15 protein-coding genes are annotated in these 18139 nt (G+C 56.6%); 9 read left to right on the forward strand and 6 right to left on the reverse strand.

Translation table 11 applies throughout. The features are described from left to right. The first annotated feature begins 85 nt into the window (after positions 1–85). From JYB85_RS02750 to JYB85_RS02760, 3 genes are read left to right on the forward strand one after another with little or no spacing between them, the layout of a single operon-like run. Complete coding sequence (locus tag JYB85_RS02750) at positions 86–1174, forward strand: porin (protein WP_207380955.1); 1089 nt, start codon at positions 86–88, stop codon at positions 1172–1174. 9 nt (positions 1175–1183) lie between these two features. Further along, positions 1184–1591 (forward strand): type 2 periplasmic-binding domain-containing protein, encoded by a 408-nt coding sequence (locus JYB85_RS02755; RefSeq protein WP_207321905.1) that lies wholly within the window; start codon positions 1184–1186, stop codon positions 1589–1591. Between the two features lie 46 nt (positions 1592–1637). Next, complete coding sequence (locus tag JYB85_RS02760) at positions 1638–3257, forward strand: methyl-accepting chemotaxis protein (RefSeq protein ID WP_207380956.1); 1620 nt, start codon at positions 1638–1640, stop codon at positions 3255–3257. A 164-nt stretch (positions 3258–3421) separates the two neighbouring features. On the opposite strand, the gene JYB85_RS02765 is transcribed toward JYB85_RS02760, so the two are convergent. Together JYB85_RS02765 and JYB85_RS02770 are read right to left on the reverse strand one after the other, a co-directional pair. Continuing rightward, on the reverse strand, positions 3422–3619 hold the full coding sequence (locus JYB85_RS02765) for a cytoplasmic protein (protein WP_207380957.1): 198 nt from the start codon (positions 3617–3619) through the stop codon (positions 3422–3424). Positions 3620–3795: 176 nt separating this feature from the next. Further along, positions 3796–4200, reverse strand: a complete 405-nt coding sequence (locus tag JYB85_RS02770; RefSeq protein ID WP_207380958.1) for an OmpA family protein — start codon at positions 4198–4200, stop codon at positions 3796–3798. Between the two features lie 248 nt (positions 4201–4448). Between JYB85_RS02770 and JYB85_RS02775 the strand changes: the two genes are divergently transcribed. The 3 genes from JYB85_RS02775 (at position 4449) to rlmC (ending at position 7357) form a co-directional block, all read left to right on the forward strand. Beyond that, a complete protein-coding gene (locus JYB85_RS02775) occupies positions 4449–4886 on the forward strand; it encodes a MarR family winged helix-turn-helix transcriptional regulator (RefSeq protein WP_207380959.1) in 438 nt (145 codons plus the stop codon). Continuing rightward, on the forward strand, positions 4886–6106 hold the full coding sequence (locus JYB85_RS02780) for a glycerol-3-phosphate dehydrogenase/oxidase (RefSeq protein ID WP_207380960.1): 1221 nt from the start codon (positions 4886–4888) through the stop codon (positions 6104–6106). Before JYB85_RS02775 ends, JYB85_RS02780 begins: the two co-directional genes overlap by 1 nt. Positions 6107–6214: 108 nt before the next feature. Beyond that, the gene (rlmC, locus tag JYB85_RS02785) at positions 6215–7357 is read left to right on the forward strand and encodes a 23S rRNA (uracil(747)-C(5))-methyltransferase RlmC (RefSeq protein WP_207380961.1); all 1143 of its coding nucleotides are present in this window, start codon (positions 6215–6217) and stop codon (positions 7355–7357) included. Between the two features lie 23 nt (positions 7358–7380). Here rlmC and JYB85_RS02790 read toward each other — a convergent pair whose 3' ends face one another. From JYB85_RS02790 to JYB85_RS02805, 4 genes are read right to left on the reverse strand one after another with little or no spacing between them, the layout of a single operon-like run. Next, positions 7381–8571, reverse strand: a complete 1191-nt coding sequence (locus JYB85_RS02790; protein ID WP_207380962.1) for an ATP-binding protein — start codon at positions 8569–8571, stop codon at positions 7381–7383. Beyond that, positions 8568–9263, reverse strand: a complete 696-nt coding sequence (locus JYB85_RS02795) for a response regulator transcription factor (RefSeq protein WP_207380963.1) — start codon at positions 9261–9263, stop codon at positions 8568–8570. Before JYB85_RS02795 ends, JYB85_RS02790 begins: the two co-directional genes overlap by 4 nt. Then, positions 9248–9625: a DUF3019 domain-containing protein gene (locus tag JYB85_RS02800; protein ID WP_207380964.1), complete on the reverse strand. Its 378-nt coding sequence runs from the start codon at positions 9623–9625 to the stop codon at positions 9248–9250. The genes JYB85_RS02795 and JYB85_RS02800 overlap by 16 nt, the downstream gene beginning before the upstream one ends. A 9-nt stretch (positions 9626–9634) precedes the next feature. Beyond that, positions 9635–10468 carry a MipA/OmpV family protein gene (locus JYB85_RS02805; RefSeq protein WP_207380965.1) on the reverse strand — a complete coding sequence of 278 codons (834 nt, stop codon included), beginning with the start codon at positions 10466–10468 and terminating at the stop codon, positions 9635–9637. A gap of 293 nt (positions 10469–10761) precedes the next feature. On the opposite strand from JYB85_RS02805, the gene JYB85_RS02810 reads away from it, so the two are divergent. From JYB85_RS02810 to JYB85_RS02820, 3 genes are all read left to right on the forward strand, one after another. Next, positions 10762–15873, forward strand: coding sequence for a S8 family serine peptidase (locus JYB85_RS02810; RefSeq protein WP_207380966.1), 5112 nt, complete (start codon positions 10762–10764; stop codon positions 15871–15873). 220 nt (positions 15874–16093) lie between these two features. Next, a complete protein-coding gene (gene chrA, locus JYB85_RS02815) occupies positions 16094–17245 on the forward strand; it encodes a chromate efflux transporter (RefSeq protein WP_207380967.1) in 1152 nt (383 codons plus the stop codon). A gap of 8 nt (positions 17246–17253) precedes the next feature. After that, positions 17254–18138: a LysR family transcriptional regulator gene (locus tag JYB85_RS02820; protein WP_207380968.1), complete on the forward strand. Its 885-nt coding sequence runs from the start codon at positions 17254–17256 to the stop codon at positions 18136–18138. Position 18139 lies beyond the last annotated feature (1 nt).

An 18139-nucleotide genomic window follows, 5' to 3' on the forward strand; every position in this document is an offset into this window, starting at 1 on the left:
CAAGGAATCCACCAGGCATTGTTGCTAATTTTGGATTGTCAATTAGGCTTTAGTTCGGATGCACCTGACAATAAAAGGGTTTTCTATGAAACAATCGTTGGCAATATGTCTTGGCACTCTGTTGCTCAGTACAGCAGCGTCGGCCGAGGTTCACATTTCCGGGTTCGCCTCCGTGGTTGGCGGCCAGGTACTTGAGGGCAGTGGGGTGGAAGAGTTTGGCCTGGAGCCGACCTTTCTGGCCGATTATCCTCTGGTGGGCGCTTATACTGAGGAGTGGAGTTTTGAACCCGACACCCTGTTCGGCTTGCAGTTCAGTGCCGATCTGATGGACGGTTTGTCTGCTACCGCCCAGGTGGTGTCCCGGGGCGCAGATAATTTCTCCGCCAGTTTTGAGTGGGCCTATCTGTCCTATGAGCTCAATGAACACTGGACCTTGCAGGCGGGTAAAAAACGTTTACCTCTGTACTACTACAGCGACTTCTTTGACGTGGGTTACGCCTATCCCTGGATCAGGCCACCAGCAGACAATTACACCTGGCAGATCTTCAACTACACAGGTGCCAGTGCCCTCTATAACTACCTGATCGGCGATTGGACCATGACGGGCCAGATTTATTATGGCCGCGAAGACGATGAGCCAAACAAGCTGCTGTCCGAATTTTTCTTCGGGGCTTCCACCCGGGAGATCTGGAAGGACATAGGTGGTCTGGTGGTGCAATTCAACCGTGATTGGCTGGATATCCGTCTGACCCATATGCAGTACAACAACGAACGCATCATCGGTGGTGAGCAGCGCATTTGGGATAATGGCAGCACGGAACGCAAGGGTAAGTTCTACGGTCTGTCGGTGAACGTCGACTGGAATAACCTGCTGGTGTTGACCGAACTGAACCGTTTGACCCTGGAGGGCTCAGATCTCGATACCTACCTGGTGACCCTGGGTTATCGCTTCGGTGATTTTCTGCCCTATGTCTCCTATTCAGACTTTGACGATGGTTCAGAAATTCACAATACCACCTCTGTGGGCCTCAGATGGGACTTCCATCCATCGGCGGCATTCAAGATCCAGTACGATGACGTGACCGATGATGGTGTCGGTGCCGGTACCCCCGATTCATGGCGGGTGGCGGGGGATGCCAAGGCCATCAGTCTCGGCGTGGATCTGGTATTTTAGGAGAGCACTATGAAAAAACTATTGGGTTCTATTCTTCTGTGTTTGTGCTCCATGCAGGTCTTTGCCGGCGTTGCCGTGATTGTGCACCCGAGCAACGGCGATAGTCTCGACAAAAAAGACATAGAAAATATCTATCTCGGCAAGACCAAGTCCTTCCCGGGAGGAGGCCAGGCTGTGCCTGTCAACCTCGAAGGAGGGGCGGTCAGGGAGGCATTTGACAGCAACGTGCTGGGCAAGTCAGCCAGTCAGTTGAAAGCCTACTGGTCGCAGAAAGTCTTTACCGGTAAGGGCACACCACCCAAGGAAGTAGCCAGCGACGCGGAAGTCATAGGCTTGGTGTCATCCAACCCCAACATAATCGGCTATATTGATAGTAGCCAGGTAAACGGTTCGGTCAAAGTGATTGCCGAGTACTGAACAATTGGTGCCGGGAGTAATCCCGGCGCCCTTTTAGGGGCTAAGTATGAGATGGTTCAATAATCTCTCCATTTTCAAAAAAGTCGCCGCCATCTTCGTGTTGTCGGTGATTATCTTCGCAGTCAATCTTGGCATCAGCATAGTCTCCATCAATAAAAACCGTACTACCCTGAACTTCATGGGGGAAAAGGTGTACCAGAGAGTCGAGCTGGCCAACCAGAACGTGCTGTTGGTGCAGCGTTTGGATGAGGTCTATACCCAGGCCGTGTCCTTTGCCGACGAGGAATTGCTGGGTAATGCCGGTAATTTATACAGCTCGCTCAAGGCCAATTTGACCCAATTGCAGGATCTGGATGGTCCCAATGCCGAGGCCTTGGCAGCCATGCTGTCAGCCCTGGATGCTTATAACCGCATGACGTTGGATTTGGCGCGGGGCATGTTGGACGGTACTCTGGACATGGCCAATATTGGTGGCATCAGCCAGAAAAAGTCAGCCGCATACGATGGTTTGCTGAAAAAAATCCAGGGATTCAAGAAAGATAAGGTTACAGAGTTCAAGGACACCATCCAAGAGGCCAGCGACAGATCCGAACAAAGCCTGTGGTTGACCCTGTGGATTGGGGTGGCGCTGCTGGTCTTGATGGCAGTGGTCACCATTTCCATTGCCCGTGCCATAGGCCAATCGGCCGGCAACCTGGCTCATTCCCTTGGGGAACTGGCCGACGGCAAGGGCGATCTTAGCCACCAGCTTGAGGTGCACAGTCGTGACGAGCTGGGGCAGGTTTCCAGTAACTTCAACCGCTTCCTGCATCTGTTGGCCGAGGCGATTCAGCGGGTCGTCAATGTGACATCGCCGTTGCTTGACAGCGCCCACAGCCTCAAGGAAAAAATGGATATTGCCAGTGGTGCCACGGAGCGACAAAGCCGGGACGCGGGTACTGTGCAGCATTCGATGGAAGAAATGCGTCACTCTGTGCTGGATATTTCCCACAGTGCCAATCAAGCCGCCGAAGCTGCCCAGATTGCCGAACGGAAGGCCATGGAAGGGATGGCCGTGGTGCAGCGCACCATGGATATCTCCAAGGAGCTAAATCGGGAAATCGCCCTGGCAGCAGACTCAATCAACGAGTTGGCCCGGGATACTGAGAGCGTGGGGTCCATTCTCAATGTCATCACCTCCATTGCCGAGCAAACCAACCTGCTGGCATTGAATGCTGCCATTGAAGCGGCCCGTGCCGGTGAGCAGGGCAGAGGTTTTGCCGTGGTCGCCGACGAGGTGCGGGCGCTGGCGTCCAAGACCGCCGATGCCACCAAGGAAATCCGTGAAGTGCTCACCCGGCTCAAGCAGGCTGCCGAGTCATCGGTCAGCACCATGGACGTGGCCATGAGCAAATCCAGTGAAAACGAGACCCATGCACAGCAAACGGGTCAGGCGTTGAAGACCATTCAGCAACAGATCGTCAGTATCAATGGAATGAACACCCACATAGCCAAGGCCACCGATGAGCAGTCCAAAGTGGCTTCCCAGGTGGTGGACAATGTGGTGGACATGAACGCCTCCTTCGAGCAGACCCTGGCTATTCTCAATCAGGTGCAAACTGTCTCGGACAATATGTCGGCCTTCGCCGATGAGCTGCAAAACGCAACCTCTCAATTCAAGCTGTAATCTCGCGACTCAGGGATGAGTTTCTCCCTTCTCCTTTTTGGCCCACTCGGGACTTAAGTCGGCTATGTTTTCTCTCTAGCTTCAGGGTCATGCCCCGGGGTATGTGCGCGCTCAAAATAAAAAGCCCGGACAGGATCCGGGCTCAATGTTAGCTGTGTAACGGGTCAGGCCGTGGTGTCGATATTGTGGCCTGTGTTGCCCACTGGCGCGGATTTGGCAGGTGCGCTGGCCGCGTTAATGAGGTCGACCGCGATCTGACCTTCAGCTTCCTGCTGTCCCTTGGCGAGTTGAGCGACCTTAACGCCTATGGAACCATTGGCGAGATTGGGGCTGATATTGGCTGAATTGACAGTGATTGCCATGCATTACCTCTTGTTGGTATGACTTTCTGGTCTGAATCGATACCTTTAATCGGCATCCCGTCCGGTTACTTTAGTCAAAGACCTGCTTAATTCAAGGATTATTTACCCACCTTTTGGGCCGGTAACGGGGCTTTCCACTGAATTCAGTTGCTTATTAATTGGTCTGTCCACTGGGCTCAGCGATCGGCCACCAGGCTTTTGGGGGCGGAGTCGGATTCTTCACACCAAATCAGCTGCAGATTGCGGCTGGTGTCTGTCGCGGCGGTCCGGATAAGGCTGACCACAGGGGCGGCAAAGCCCTTGTTGCCCAGGTATTCCCTGACTCTGTCGATACGGCGCTGCGCCAGCCATAGATTGTATTGTCGCAGCTGTTCATCACCTTCATTGCTGTTTATGGCGAATTCCAGTCGTAAATATCCCGGCGCTGTGGGATCTAAGATGGCGTCCAATACTTGACTACCGGCCTTGTCGAAGTAGGAGCTATTTTTGTCAAAACTGATGCCGCCCAGGTCATTATTGCTGTCGCAATTGGCCCAGCTTTTTAGGCTCATCAGCATTAAAATCACAGCTAAAATTCTCATACCAACACCCTGTCGAAGAACAAAATCCTGCCAACGGCCCTAAGGCGGGCGCAAATGTAAGCCAATTCCGGGGCCATTGCAATTTTGCAGGGCATATCCGGTGAAATTAAAGCCTAGTCGCTGTGGCCCTGAAGTGACAATTTTCTGCTTTGCTCCGTGTCATGCTTTGGCCGGGCTCGCTTTTCATCGTCGGGGAAAGTATCTTGTGTACAAGATGATTGCTTGGCAACCAAGGTATGGAGACTCAGATGCACGATCCGTTGGCACTGGAAAATCAGGTGTGCTTTTCCCTTTATACCGCCGCCAATGCCATGGTGCGCGCCTACCGCCCCTTGCTCGACAAGTTGGACCTGACCTATCCCCAGTACCTGGCCATGATGGTGCTGTGGCAGGAGGAGGGGATCAGCGTTAAAACCCTGGGGGGCAAGTTGCACCTGGATTCGGGAACCCTGACCCCCCTGCTCAAGCGGCTGGAGGCCAAGGGATTGCTGCTGCGGGAGCGCAGCAGTGACGATGAACGCCAGCGGGTCCTCAAGCTCACCGACGCGGGAAGGCACCTGAGACAACAGGCCGAAGGCATACCCCAGGCCATGCGCTGCCTGGTGGGCGGGGCCGCCGCAGAGTTACAACAGCTCAAACTGTTGTGCGACCGTGCCAGTAAGCTGCTTGACGGGAGCGACAGCTGATGCAGCACCTGGATCTGGTCGTTATAGGGGCCGGTATCAACGGGGTGGGGGTGGCCCAGTTTGCCCGGGCTGCCGGCTATTCGGTGCTGTTATTGGACAGGGGCAAGGTTGGCGGTCAAACGTCGGCCAATTCCAGCAAGCTTATTCACGGGGGCTTGCGCTACCTGGAGTCCATGCAGCTGGATCTGGTGCGCAAATCCCTCAAGGCCAGACGCGATCTGTTGCGTCTGGCGCCTGAGTTGGTGCGTCCCGTTCCCTTCTATATTCCCATCTATCGCCACAGCCGCCGCAGCGCTTTCACCATAGGTGCCGGCCTCAGCCTCTATGGTCTGCTCAGCGAATTCGATCCCCTTGGCCGCTTTCAGCGGGTTCCCAAGCTTGAATGGGCCAGGTTCAATGGCTTGAGGCAAGATAGCCTGCACACAGTGTTCCAATACTGGGATGCCCAGACGGACGATGCCCGTCTGACCCGGGCGGTCGCCGCCAGTGCCCGTGAATTGGGGGCTCTGGTGCAGGAAGATACAGAAGTGACTGCCATTCGCCACTCGGCAGCGGGCTGTGAACTGGAATTGAACTGCAATGGTGAAACCATCAGTGTGGCGGCCTCGGCGGTGGTCAATGCCGCCGGCCCCTGGGTCAATGAGCTGCTGCATCGGGTGCAACCGCCGGCACCCAGCGAACGCCTGCAGTGGGTGCAGGGCGCGCATCTGCTGCTGGATATTCCGGCATTTGACGGCATCTTTTACCTGGAGTCCTGCTTCGACAAGCGGGTGGTGTTTGTCATGCCCTGGTATGGCAAAACCTTGATTGGCACCACGGAAACGCCAATCGACAGCTTAGCCTCAGAGCCGCAGGTGACGGCAGCAGAGCAGGCTTACCTGTTGGGAATTTTTCGCCATTACTTTCCGGACGCCGGCAGTGAGTCGGAGCTGGCGCAAAAAATTGTGGCGCGTTTTTGTGGCGTTCGGGTCTTGCCCAGGGTAGCCAGCGATGCCTTCGATGCGCCCCGTGATACCCTTATCCATACCAGCCATTCCCATCCCAGATTGTTGAGTCTGTACGGCGGCAAGTTGACCACCTTCAGGGACAGCGCCGCAGAGGTGCTGGATTGGGTTCATGGCCGACTGGGCGCCAGAACTGAGCTTGCGGATCCCGACAAACTGATGCTGCACCCGGCGCCCGAGTGCCATTGGGATGATTTGTGTGTGCAAACGCGTTAAAGTGTGCGGCTTTTGATGTTGGAGGTCTGCTCGGAGCAGGGCTCTGGCCTCCAAGCCGGCATCAAAGTCGCCAAGTTGTGCACCCTTTTACGCTGAGGAGTCAGGTCTGTGCGTTGTGACTACTATTCCCAAGGTTTGTGCCGTTCGTGCAACCATTTGCCCGAGCCTGTTTCGGCGCAACTGGCCGCCAAGACGGCAACCCTGACCCAGTTGCTTGAGGGCTTGGCCGTGGAGCAGTGGCTGCCCCCCGTTTCCGGTCCCGAGCATGCTTTCCGTAACAAGGCCAAAATGGTGGTTATGGGGGCGGCCCATGCCCCCGTGCTGGGGATCCCAGGGCCCGATGGCCAACCTGTCAGCCTGTGCGATTGCCCCCTGTATCCCGCTGACATGCAGGCCCTGCTCCATGAATTGCAGGACTTTGTTCGCCGCGCCGGTATCCCGCCCTACCGGGTCGACAAGGCCAAGGGGGAACTCAAGTTTATCCTGCTGACCCGCTCCCAGGTGCGCGGCGAATTTATGCTGCGCTTTGTGCTTCGCAGCCGTGACGCCATAGCCCGTATTGAGCGCGAGCTGCCGGGACTGCTGGCCCGTTGGCCCGGTATCAAGGTGGTGTCGGTGAACTTGCAACCCGTGCATATGGCAAGGCTGGAAGGGGAGGAGGAGATTTTTCTCACCGAGGCCACCCGGCTTGAGGAAGTGTTCAACGCCGTGCCGCTGTTTATCAGGCCCAAGAGCTTCTTCCAGACCAACCCGACAGTGGCTGCGGCCCTTTACCGCACGGCGGCCCGGTGGCTTGAGGACATCAACCCCACCAGTTTGTGGGATCTGTTCTGTGGCGTGGGGGGCTTTGGTTTACACTGTGCCTCGCCCAATGTCAGCCTGACCGGCATTGAAATCGAAGAAGAGGCCATCGCCTGCGCCCGCATGTCGGCCGAGGCGTTGGGGCTGGACAAGATCAGTTTCAGCGCCCTTGATTCTACCGGCTTTGCCGAAGGTCAGGACGCCACGGAGGTGCCCGATGCCATTATCGTTAACCCGCCCCGGCGCGGAATAGGCGAGAGTCTGTGTGCCCAGCTCAGTGCCTTTGCCCCCAAGGCGATACTCTATTCCAGCTGTAACCCCCACACCCTGGCCAAGGATTTGCGTGCCATCGAGGGATATAGAATTGCCAGGGTACAGCTGTTTGATATGTTCCCCCACACGGATCACTTCGAGGTGCTGTGCTTGCTGTTGCGTGAGGCGCGGCCGTAAAGCTGGAGGTCGGTCAGACGGGCTTAAAGCACCGGGCGGCGCCATCGCAGGCTGATGGCGGCGCCACCGAGTTCCGCCGAGTCTTCCACCCTGAGTTTACCCTGGTGCCAGATGGCGATTTTGCGCACTATGTAGAGCCCCAGGCCAAAACCGGCGCTGTTTTCACTGTCGCCACGGCGAAAGGCCTTTTTCAGATCGGCCTTGCCCTCACCAAAGCCCTGACCATCGTCTTCGATCATCAGGGTCCAATGGCTGGCATCGGCCACCAAGCTGATGCGGATCTGCTTTTGGGCATATCTGAGGGCATTGGCAATCAGGTTTTGCCCGGCCAGCTCCATGCCCAGTGGGATGAGCCAGACCTTGCCGTCTGAGGCGCGGCAATCGCAGTGGGTCAGCAATTGCACCTGTTCACCATAGATACTGAAATTTTCTGCCAGGGTTCGCAGCCAGTCGTCGGCATCCACCCACAGGCCCTGACTGCCGCTGTGGTGCTCCACCCTGGCAAAGGTCAGGTAGCTTTGGCTGAGGGCCTCTATCTGATCTATGTCCTCGGATAATCTGGCGGCGTAATTGGCCGGCAGCTGGCCCTTGGTCAACTCCAGCACAAAGCGCATCCGCGCCAGTGGGGTACGGATTTCGTGGGACATGGTGCGCGACAGATCCCGATGCAACTGAATGAAGTCCACTATCTGGCGGGTCATGGTTTCAAAGCCCTGCGCCAGGGGATAAATGGCCGAGCGTTTGCTGATGTGGCTGTGCATCCGTTTCGGTTGACGGCCAAAGTCTATGGCCTGACGCTGCAGCAGACTGAGATCCCGGAATACCCGCCCAATCAGCAGCAAAATTGTCAGCGCCAGGCTGGCGTACAACAGGGGGATCAGCAAATTAATGGGGGAATCGCCGGGTCTTGGGCTCACAGGTCCCATTTCCCTGAGCTTGTCCCCGATAAGGGTATAAAAGTACAGCCTTTCATCGGCCTGGCGCAGGGCGATAACCTTGCCTTCGGCCAGCTGCGCCTTTAACTCGGGCGCAAAGGCAATGCTCTCGGGAGCCAGATCGCGAAACCCCAACTGTCCTTGTTGCAGCAGCTCTTCGGCATCCAGGGCATAGCCATAGGCCTGATCCGACGCGCTGTAAATCAGGTTGAAAGACCAGACGATCAAACCACAGGAGGCGACTATCAGAATAAACAGCCGCAGCAGTTGTTTTTTCATGGGCGGGGGCCGTCGTGGTAACTGAGCAGATACCCCCGGCCGTGCACCGTTTTTATGGTTAAGGGGATGTCCAGACCGTCGAGTTTTTTACGCAGGCGGCTGATCTTGAGATCGATGGCCCGGTCGAGACCATCATAGCTGCGACCGACAAATTGCTCGAACAAGTACTCCCGGCTCAGTACCTGATCCAGGGCGTGGACAAAGATCCACAGCAGCGCGGTTTCCTGGGTGGTAAGGGGGAAAGCCCGCTCACCGACGGTCAGTTGTTGCAGACTGAGGTTCAGGCTGACCTCATGGTGTTGCCACTGTTGCGACTTGGATTCGCTGCCGCGTCTGAGTCTGGCCTTGATCCTTGCCAGCAGCAGGGCGGGCACCACGGGTTTGCTGATGTAGTCCACGGCCCCCAATTCCAGACCGCGGATCTCATCCTGGCTCTCCGCCAAGGCGGTCATAAAGATCACTGGTGCCTGGGTCAGGCGAGTTAAGGTCGGGTAAAAATCAAAGCCATCCTGCCCCGGCAACATGATGTCGCAGATAATCAAATCAAATTCCTGTGCCGACAACAGGGGCATGGCGGCCTCAGCGGAACCGGCCAGCACCACCCGAAAGCCCTCGGTCTCCAGGAAGGTGGCGATTAATTCGGCCAGGGCCTTGTCATCTTCAATCAGCAGAATAGTTACAGCAGATCCCAATTGAGCCCCCGTCGTTTGCGTTTTGGTGCCGGGTGATACAGGGCGACCGACAGGGGCATGGAGGCCAGCAGCTTGGCATTGGCGTCTCTCAGCTCCAGCGCGGTGTCCTCCTCCAGTGCCAGGGTGAGTTGGTCATTCAATTCGCTCAGGGATTGATAGCAGCGCAGTGGCTGGGAGGCATGTTTCAGCCACAGGCACAGGTCCTGTTGCTGCTCACCCTGGAAATGAATCTCTATCTGTATCTTGCAGGGCAAATTTTCCTTGGTGGTGGCGCAGGCCCGGGGATTGACGCTGAATTCATCGGCAAGCAGTGGCTGACCAACCAAGGCGAACATCAAGATAAGCAAGCTTCTCATCCCCATGGCTGCCCCCTAGAATCCGTAACTTATGCCGATGAAACCGGCAAAGTAATCATCCTGATCGATAAGGATGCTGTTGCGGATCTCGCTGCCAAGCCAGGTGTGTTTGGCGGTGGCAACCAGGGTCAGGCTGTCGGTCAGAGGGACATTGAACACGGCCTTAACATACCAATTGCTGCTGGCATCCATGCGGCCACCGCGGGGAACCCTGCCGGCAAACTCCTTGGGGCGAATGCCATAGTAATAGGTCACCAGTTCTTCACTTTTGTAGACACCACCGGCCTCTATCCCTGCGGCGCCCCAAGACCAGGCGAAGGCCTTCTTCAGGCACAATTGCCACTCGTAACCATTGTGCACACCGGTCACGTCATACATCAGTGCCGTGGTCATATCGAATGCCGGGGTATACCAGGTGGCGCTGGGACCGCCCATATAGGACAGCTTGCGTTTGATGGATTCGGGTTTGAATTTGGCCCCGGGGCGCACCGTATCTCTTACCGGTGTAAAGCCCAGCACATCGGCCACCAGGAGTTTGCCGATACCGTCGTACTCGTAAAAAACGCCATCTTCATTGAGCTGGCCCTGAATATCCAGGCTCAGCCAGTCACTTTCGAACAGGCTGTAGCCCAGGGTGAAGTTTTCGGCATAGAAATCCTCACCATAGTAATACCAGCTGGGCAGCACCCAGGTGGTGATGTCCTCGGTCTTGGCTCTGGGATTTTCCAGCACGCCATAGCCCAGAGCCACCGAGATCTGCCAGTCTCCCGGGCTCACTGTTTGCAATTCATCGGCCTGAGTTGTAAAGGCCAACGACAGCATCAGCAGTAACAGTTTGCAGCATTTCATCGTGAGTTGGTTTGGTTATCCGTTTGCCGTCAATGGCGGGTAATTATTGTTCGTCTGTGAGCACAGACTAGCATTTGAGACGTTTGTCTCCATCAATTTTCTGACAAAGGCTACAAAATGCTACAGGCTTGTTTGGTGTTTCTTTGTTGTTAAGTATGTAAACCAAAACTACAAAATGCTACATCAAAGTGCTGACGTTTTCGCCGTTTCCGGTGCTTAGATTGGTCTCCCGTCCGCGTCTCAACCCCAGCGTGGCTCGGAGCAGACAATCTAACGATAGTGGAGAAAACGTCTTGAAACTGAACCTGATAACAAGTGCTGTGGTGGCGACCCTTTACGGGGCCAGCAGCATGTATGCAGCCGCAGCGCTGCAGCATCAACAAGTCAACAAGCTTGAACCTCTCAAGCTGAGTCCCGAACAAATTGCCAATCTGCAGGCACCTGCCCAGATGACCGAAGATGCCCTGCCACAGGGTGAAGGTGTCAACCTGCAGATCACCCCTCAATATCGTAAATTCGTATACGAAGAGGGACTGACCGGTGAGCATGTTTACATAGTGCGCCTGAACCAAAAACCACTGGCCCAGTCCAGTGTTGGTCAGCAGGCCCGCAGCGCCAAGGGCGGCAAGGGCAAAATGTTCGTGTCCGGTAAGCCGGTGAACAGCGAGGTTGCCGCCTATCGTGCCCAGTTGTTGGACAAACAACAGATGGTGCTGTCTGAGGTAGCCGCCAAGGTGGGCCAGGCACCCGTGCGTCAGCAGTTCACCAATGCCATTAACGGTTTTACCATGTCCCTGACTCAGGAGCAGGCCGAGGCCGTTTCCAAGTTGGCCGGTGTGGCAAGCGTACAGCGCTCCAAGATCTATGAACTGCAAACCGATGCAGGTCCTGAGCTGATCCAGGCCGACAAGATTTGGACCGGTGAAGTGACCCAGTCTGTGCCTTACAAGGGTGAAGGCATCATTGTGGGTATTGTGGATACAGGTGTGAACACCGACAGCCGCTCATTCGCCGATGTGGGTGATGACGGTTACGATCACACCAACCCCTGGGGCTCAGGCAACTATGTGGGTGACTGTACCCTGGATGGTTTTGAGCAGATGTGTAACGACAAGTTGATCGGTGTGCGTTCATACCCTGTGATCACCGACAACTTCACCAATGGCCTGTTCGGCGCCACTGTGCCACCCGTGGGTGAAGATTACCAAGGCCATGGTTCACACGTAGGCTCCACTGTGGCGGGTAACGTGTTGCTGGATATGGACTACATCAGTCCTGAGCCCGGCAAGGCTTCCGATGGCGTAGTCATCAAGGAAAACCTGTTCCCCCACATGAGCGGTGTGGCCCCCCATGCCAACATAGTGTCTTATCAGGTGTGCTTCCCATCCAACGATGTTCCCGGTTACCAGGGTTGTCCCGGTGAGGCCCTGATTGGTGGTATCGAAGATGCCATCAGCGACGGTGTTGATGTTATCAACTTCTCCATCGGTGGTCAGGACTCCCATCCCTGGACCGACGATATCGAACTGGCGTTCCTGGCCGCCCGCGAGGCCGGCATTTCTGTCGCCGTTGCGGCAGGTAACTCGGGTCAACCTCCGGGATACAAGGAATATTTTGGTGCCATCGACCACGCCTCTCCCTGGTTGTTGAACGTGGCGGCCAGTACCCATGGCCGTGAAATTGAGATTGAAACCAAACTGACCGACCCCATGGGTGGCGCCGAAGCGCCCAAGTGGAGCGAAATCGTCGGCGGTGCGGTTAACAAGGAATCTGTCACCGGTATGGTGGTACAGGCCAAGAACTTTGGTGACGAGTACTGCGGTACCCCATTCCCGGCGGGCACCTTTGATCTGACCGACAGCGGCGGTAACCCTGTTGATGTGATCGTGGTCTGTAAGCGTAACAGCCTCAGCGATCCAAACGGTATTGCCCGCAGTGCCAAGGCCGACAACATCAAGGCCGGTGGCGCCGATGGCATGATCATGTACAACTACGCCAATGGTGATGCGATAGTGGCGACTGCGGCCTACTCTGTGCCCAGTATCCATATCACCAAGGAAGAGTGGGATGGCCGTTATGACAACGGCATGTCCGGTTACGGCCTGAGCGATTGGCTGGCCAAGGGCAGTGAGCATATGCTGACCATCAGCGCCACCGCCATTGACCGGGTGATTGACCCTACCAAGGCAGACTGGTTGGCCGCCTTCTCCTCCCGTGGTCCAAGCCCATCGACTCCAGAGGCGTTGATCCCTGCGGTTGCCGCCCCCGGTGTTAACATCTACGCCGCCTTTGCCGATGAGCATCCGTTCAGCTCTTCAGCTGCATCCGGTGACTATGCGTTCCTCAGCGGTACCTCCATGGCCTCGCCACACGCAGCCGGCTCCATGGCGCTGATCAAGCAAGCCCATCCAGAGTGGACTGCTACCGAAATCCAATCTGCTCTGGCCATGACTGCCGAGAACAAGGTGCAATACCGTCGCCTTAACGACGCAAAAGGTGATGTGGGCCTGGCCTCTACCTATCGCGCCGGTACCGGTCGTATCAACGTGGCCAACGCTGTGCAGGCGGGCCTCATCATGGATGAGACCGCGGATAACTTCCGTGCTGCCGATCCACTGAACGGCGGTGCCGTGCACAAGCTGAACATACCGCAACTGGTGAACTTCAGCTGTAAGCCAAAGTGTCAGTGGATCCGCACAGTAAAAGCCACCAAAGACGGCAGCTGGACCGTGACGGCGGACGATGTGATTAACTGGGCCTATGATATGCGTTCGCAGATGAAGCAGAACGGTGTCAATATCAAGGTCAGCCCAAGCGAGTTCACCCTGGCTGCCGGTGAGACCCAGAGCATAGTGGTTGAAGCCTCCATTATGGACACCCAGGAATGGTTCTCCAATGCCGAGGTGGAGCTGCACTCCAATCTGATCTTCACCGAAGCCAGTGGTAAATCGCCCGAGGCTCACTGGCCCGTGGTGTTCAAGTACGACATGAACGACATGCCGGCCCGTCTTGAGGCAACTGCCCATCGCAACGATGGTAATGCCGTACTCAAGGGGATTAAGCTGCCGGAAGGTGACAGCATCCATAGCCGCATCTTTGCCCCGGTTAAAGCCGATGTGCAGACCCTGGTATTGCCCAAGGACAATGATGGCTTCTTCCCATGGAGCTCAGGTGGCGAAAATGCCGCACCCATGGAAGATCGTCTGGATGAAGCCACAGCAACCGTGCTGATCAACGTGCCGGCCAATGCCCGCCGCCTGATCGTGGAGTCCCTGGGGACCACAGAATCTCCGCTGGATGGCACCCTGGATAAGGGCAACCTGTTGGTGTATGTGGGCAAGGACTATAACGGCAACGGCCAGGCCGATCCGTTTGAAGAGCTGCTGTGCGTCTCCAACCACATTGCTTACAACAACTTCTGTAACATCAATGAGCCGGAAGAAGGTCAGTACTGGGCAGTGTTCTATAACTCCCGCAAGGGCAGTGCACAGAACAACTACCATGATTTCCCTGAGGAAACCTTCCAGTATGCCGCTGCCGTTGTCACCGATGACCTGGCCGGCAATATGAGTGTTGATGTGCCTGCCAGCAACGGTAAGGAGCCGGTAGACATTCAGGTAAACTGGAACATGCCGGAAATGCAGGCAGGGGATCTGTACTACTCCCTGATTGACTTCGGCACCTCCGCAGTCAATGCCGGCAACATAGGCAAAACCGCGTTCAAGCTCAACCGTGGCAAAGACGATGTCAGTCTGGACGTACCTCAGACAGCGGCCAGGGAAGGGGATGTGATCCCATTCACCTTCACAGTGCTGCCCAATGACTCGGGTGCCGACCGTGCCTTTACCATCAGCGCCGATGTACCGGCCGATCTGAGCCTGAGTGCTGAGGACGTGCTGGCTTCATCCAGCGCCATGGTGACCGACATCAGTCTGGAAAATGGCAAGCTGACCATCAGTGGTGTTCAGCCTGACACCCGCGATCTGGAGCCATCCTACAAGATCAGCACCAACGTTGAAGATGCCATGTGCCGTACGCCGAACTTTGGCAACAGCAACCCCGGTGGTTATGTGAACCTGGAAGAGTTCCGTCTCTATCCTCAGTTCGGTGGTTTTGCTCCGGTGGAATACGATGCCAATGGCAATGCTGTCAGAAACAAGGACAACCAGCTTCTGTACCGCAACGGTATTGAGTTGCCAATGGATGTGGTTTTCCGTGGCGCCTATGATGCGTTCCACCTGTACAACAACAGCGACAACCTGAACGCCGGGCGTGAGAACTACCTGGACATCCGTGCCCATGGCTTTGTGTCTCTGTGGGGTGGACAGCCGCTGTTCTACCCATGGCATGACATCTTCCCGTACCAGAACTTCCCCTATGAAAGTATAGGTATGCTGTGGCGTGGGTTTGGATTGGGTGCCGGTGCGACCCAGGCCATTATGGCCGCGCCGCTGGTGAATAGCATGAATGAGCGCTCGGGTATGACCATCGCCAGTACCAATACCGGTTGGGCGATTCTGGAATATGACAATGCCCGTTCCTACAAGCCTGCCGGCCGTGACGCCAAGCGCGTTTACCAATGGGAGGAGCAGGATGACAGGTTCGACTTTGAGCTTATCTTCAATGCCAACACCCGTTACGGTGACGGTGAATACGAGCTGCTGATGGCCTACGACAATATCGACTTCGGTAGTCAGGATGCTCGTGGTTCCATCGGTGTGCAGGGCTTCCGTGGTGGTGTTTATGCCTACGGTCCACTGGAGTCCTATCGTGGTGAGCAATTTGCCTTCAACGACCTGGATGAGAAGCTGAAGAACGGTCTGGTGATCTGCTATGACTACCAGGGCCCTGAGTCTTCCCAGTTTGAAGTGACTGCCTGGACCAAGGTAAAGCCGTCTGCCGCAGGCAAGACCCTGGCCTTCAACGCCGTAAGTCAGGTTGAAGGTATGGCTGATATCGAAATCAACCATGAAATCAAGGTGCCGGGCAACCTCAGCATCGGTGGTATTGCCGACCAGAGCGTGGCCGAAAACACCACTCTGGAAGGTATCGAAGTGCTCTATGCCGATGAGCAGAACAGCGTCAACCAGATCACTGTGACCGGTGAACACATCACCGCCACAGTATCCGGTAACGCTTCTGGCAGCACCTTCAGCATCACTCCGGAAAAAGATTTCCATGGTGAAGTGGAAGTGACAGTAACCGTCAGCGATGTGGAAAACCCAAGCGATGCGGCCTCTACCAGCTTCATGCTGACCGTGGTATCCGATGGTGTTGAGCCTCAGCCACCGGTTGTCACCCCTGAGCCTGAGCCTGCTCCTGCCGACAGCTCCAGCGGTGGTAGCACAGGTCCTCTGGCCCTCGCCCTGCTGGCCCTGATGGGCGGTCTGCGTCGCCGTCGCTGAGCCTGCAACATCAACCCTGGCACCGACGGAGTTTGAATATTTGACACAAGGATGTGTCCCCCTTTTTGCCCCTTGGGGCTAACAGGGCGAGCCAGGCATGTATTCCCAAGACCAGGGCTTTGTCCCTGGTCTTTTTTATTTCCCCGCCGTCACTCTGCTGTGTTAAAGATGTCATAATCTGCCACTCTTTCCTCTTCGGCAGTTCGGTGGAGGTTTAACTATGTGGCTCATCTTTATTCGCTTTTTTATGTTGGGCTTGACCAGTTTTGGTGGTCCGGCCGCCCATATAGGTTATTTCCGCCGCACCTTTGTCAGAGAACTCGGCTGGCTCGATGAGCGCCAATTCGGCTCCCTGGTGGCCCTGTGCCAATTCCTGCCGGGACCGGGTTCCAGTCAACTGGGCTTTGCCATAGGCTATGGCCGGGCGGGATTGGGGGGCGCCCTGCTGGCGTTCCTCGGTTTCACCCTGCCATCCTTTGCGCTCATGTACCTGCTGGCGGTCACCAGTGCCAACGCCCTGGGATTGGACTGGTTCGAGGGTGTGATCCACGGACTCAAGTTATTGGCCGTGGTGGTGGTGGCCGATGCCTGCCTTGGTATGTACAGGCAGTTTTGCCTACGGCCGCTGACCCGCGGCATCATGCTCGCCAGTGCCCTGACGCTGTTACTGGTTGGTGCCCTGTGGAGCCAGATGTTGGTGCTGCTGTTGGCGGCGCTGCTTGGTAGTCGCCTGTTGGTGGGCGAGGTGGGTGAACCGGCTCCCCCCACCAAACTGCGCAGCCACTATCTGGTGATCTTCGGCCTCTTGTTGCTGGGCGCCTTTTGGTGTTTGTTCAGCCCGTTGGACCCACTGGCGCAACTGGCCGCCGGTTTTTACCAGGCGGGCGCTTTGGTGTTTGGCGGTGGCCATGTGGTGTTGCCCTTGCTGCAACAGACTGTGGGCGCCGAACTCAGTGCCGACCGCTTCCTTACCGGCTATGCCGCCGCCCAGGCCATGCCGGGCCCCATGTTTACCCTGGCGGCGTTTCTGGGGGCCGACAGCTGGCAACAAAGCCCGTTAATGGGCGCCTTGCTGGCCACAGCTGCCATCTTCCTGCCGGGCTTTTTACTGCTGCTGGGATTGCTGCCGGCCTGGCACAGCCTCAGCCGCAAACCCGCCATTGCCGGTGCCATAGCGGCGGTCAATGCGGCCGTGGTGGGCTTGCTGGTGGCCGCCCTGTATCAGCCGGTATTTGTGTCGGCAGTCTCCGGTCCCCGCGACATGGCCCTGGTGCTGCTGGGGTTTGCCTGCCTGCAGTGGTTTCGATTGCACATAGTGCTATTGGTGGCGGGCTTTGCCCTCGCAGGCCTTGGATTTGAGTTGTTGGCATAAAACCTCTTATGAAAATTCAACAGATACAAGCTTTTGTGTTGGCCGCCGAACTGGGTTCGGTTTCTGCCGCGGCGCGACAGCTGGGTAAGCGTCAGCCACAGCTCAGTCAGTGGATTGCGGATCTTGAGCTGGATCTCGGGGTCGAATTGTTTGTGCGCAGCCAGAACCAGATTGTCCTGAGCCCGGCGGGGGAACAATTGCTGCCCAGGGCAATCTTGGCACTGGGCCAGTGTGATCAGTTACAGGCGGAGGCTATGAGTCTGGTCCAGCACGGCACCGGGGTCATCACCCTGGGGGTTGAGAACTACATTCCCATGGACAGACTGAGTCCGGTCATCGACAGTTATCTCAGGCAATTTCCCCAGTTGGATCTGGTTATCCGCAGTGGCTCCCAGGAGGCGCTGACGACGGCATTCAGTGATGGGGACTGCAACCTTATTCTGTTGCATGAGAGCCTGGCGCTGCACCAACCCCATTGGGGCTATTGTCGCCTGGGCGAGTATCAGGAGCTGATGCTGGTCAATGCTTCGCACCCGCTGCTGGGGGAGCCTGTTCAGGACCCGTCACGGCTCGCGGCCTATCGCGAGCTGGTGTGGGCCAGGGGTATGCCACAGGGAGACGAACTCGAAGTGGGTTACTCAGGCCGCTATTGCCTCATACCGGATCTGCATACGCTGTTGTCTGTGCTAAAGAGCAGTGACGGTTTTGCGCTGTTGCCGGAGGATCTGGTGCGTGGTGAACTGGATGCCGGGGAGCTGCGTGAGTTAAGGCTGAGCACAGAGCTGTCGCCACGCGCCCGCCGCCTGGAACTGCGCTGGCATCACGGTTTCGATACCAGCGCCCTGGGGGCGCCACTGCTGGCGCTGCTCAGGCAACACCTGGGACAGCCCTAGC

Origin of the sequence: Shewanella sedimentimangrovi, from assembly GCF_017354965.1 — a bacterium.
Taxonomy (GTDB): Bacteria; Pseudomonadota; Gammaproteobacteria; order Enterobacterales; family Shewanellaceae; genus Shewanella; species Shewanella cyperi.

What these genes read in the sequence shown, in the direction of transcription:
- JYB85_RS02765 (WP_207380957.1), bottom strand. Translation starts at nt 3,619, where the DNA reads ATGGCAATCACTGTCAATTCAGCCAATATCAGCCCCAATCTCGCCAAT.
- JYB85_RS02750 (WP_207380955.1), top strand. Translation starts at nt 86, where the DNA reads ATGAAACAATCGTTGGCAATATGTCTTGGCACTCTGTTGCTCAGTACA.
- JYB85_RS02760 (WP_207380956.1), top strand. Translation starts at nt 1,638, where the DNA reads ATGAGATGGTTCAATAATCTCTCCATTTTCAAAAAAGTCGCCGCCATC.
- JYB85_RS02775 (WP_207380959.1), top strand. Translation starts at nt 4,449, where the DNA reads ATGCACGATCCGTTGGCACTGGAAAATCAGGTGTGCTTTTCCCTTTAT.
- JYB85_RS02805 (WP_207380965.1), bottom strand. Translation starts at nt 10,468, where the DNA reads ATGAAATGCTGCAAACTGTTACTGCTGATGCTGTCGTTGGCCTTTACA.
- chrA (WP_207380967.1), top strand. Translation starts at nt 16,094, where the DNA reads ATGTGGCTCATCTTTATTCGCTTTTTTATGTTGGGCTTGACCAGTTTT.
- JYB85_RS02790 (WP_207380962.1), bottom strand. Translation starts at nt 8,571, where the DNA reads ATGAAAAAACAACTGCTGCGGCTGTTTATTCTGATAGTCGCCTCCTGT.
- JYB85_RS02755 (WP_207321905.1), top strand. Translation starts at nt 1,184, where the DNA reads ATGAAAAAACTATTGGGTTCTATTCTTCTGTGTTTGTGCTCCATGCAG.
- JYB85_RS02800 (WP_207380964.1), bottom strand. Translation starts at nt 9,625, where the DNA reads ATGGGGATGAGAAGCTTGCTTATCTTGATGTTCGCCTTGGTTGGTCAG.
- JYB85_RS02820 (WP_207380968.1), top strand. Translation starts at nt 17,254, where the DNA reads ATGAAAATTCAACAGATACAAGCTTTTGTGTTGGCCGCCGAACTGGGT.
- JYB85_RS02780 (WP_207380960.1), top strand. Translation starts at nt 4,886, where the DNA reads ATGCAGCACCTGGATCTGGTCGTTATAGGGGCCGGTATCAACGGGGTG.
- JYB85_RS02770 (WP_207380958.1), bottom strand. Translation starts at nt 4,200, where the DNA reads ATGAGAATTTTAGCTGTGATTTTAATGCTGATGAGCCTAAAAAGCTGG.